Source organism: Massilimicrobiota sp. An142, from assembly GCF_002160725.1.
Classification (GTDB): Bacteria; Bacillota_I; Bacilli_A; order Erysipelotrichales; family Coprobacillaceae; genus Allocoprobacillus; species Allocoprobacillus merdigallinarum.
Genome location: NZ_NFLD01000084.1, coordinates 1 through 1124 on the forward strand (window position 1 = coordinate 1; position 1124 = coordinate 1124).

Annotated in this window: 1 protein-coding gene; it reads left to right on the plus strand. The window is 40.1% G+C overall.

All coding sequences use genetic code 11. The features are described 5' to 3' along the window. Window positions 1–423: 423 nt before the first annotated feature. On the plus strand, window positions 424–1124 hold a 701-nt coding region (locus tag B5E87_RS14785; protein ID WP_241147198.1), incomplete at its 3' end, for a reverse transcriptase domain-containing protein.

Below are 1124 nucleotides of genomic sequence, written 5' to 3' on the forward strand. Positions count from 1 at the left end.
TGTGTGCCGGGCATGGCACGGATTCAGTCGGAGATAGACCGACCACAGGTAGTTACCGCCAAGTGTAGTGAACCACAAGTCGTTAACAGTGATGTTAAGGATGGAGGAAGTGGTGTAGCGATTCTTTTGAGCGTACGAACAGAAACCTGATATAAGGCTAAATGGTGGATAAGATTGCAGTACAAACCGAAGTCCAAAAGGTAAACGTAAAACCAAGACAGTAAATCAGGACGTTGTGAAAGAAATAGGATTCGTGATTTACCCCGGGAGGTCTTGTGGACGATGAATTCCAATATCTTTAAAATCAGTGATGGTAACATCGGTCGAAAAAGGTCTGCCACAAGAAGTCAGCTGAGGTCGTAGTAGGTAAAGACATCTATACCAAAGGACCTAATGTTTATATGGTGCAACTCACCATGCGCAATGTTTGGACAGTTCGAAATCGAGGATAGTTCCATAAGTGGGAATCGTAATCCCATGGGAATGAAGGTAGAGGGAATGGTTCCAGATATATCTACAAAAGGAAGGAGAAGCAACAACATGAAATTAATTGAAGTGATTCTAAGAGATGAAAATCTCGAAGAGGCAATCAAAAGAGTCAAGAGTAATAAAGGTGTACCTGGCATTGATAAGATGACAGTGAATGAAATTGACGCGTATTTCAAGACCCATAAGGAACAGATAAAGAAACAGATATTGGAGAAGAAATACAAACCCCAACCAGTAAGAAGAGTCTATATTCCTAAATCAAATGGGAAGAAAAGACCCCTAGGAATTCCAACAGTAGTAGATAGAGTCATCCAACAAGCGATAGCACAAATATTATCAGAAATCTATGACAGTAAGTTCAGTGAGAATAGTTTTGGATTTCGACCAAATAGGAGTGCACATGATGCCATCATGCGAACACTAGACTACTTGAATGAAGGATACGAATGGGTCATTGATTTAGATATAGAAGCATACTTCGATACAGTCAATCACGATAAATTAATTTCAATACTTAGAGAGCATGTGAATGACTCGACAACACTGCATTTGATTCGCAAATTCCTGCAGGCAGGAATCATGGAAAATGGTCTTGTAAAAGCTAGTACCATAGGAATGCCACAAGGAGGATTATG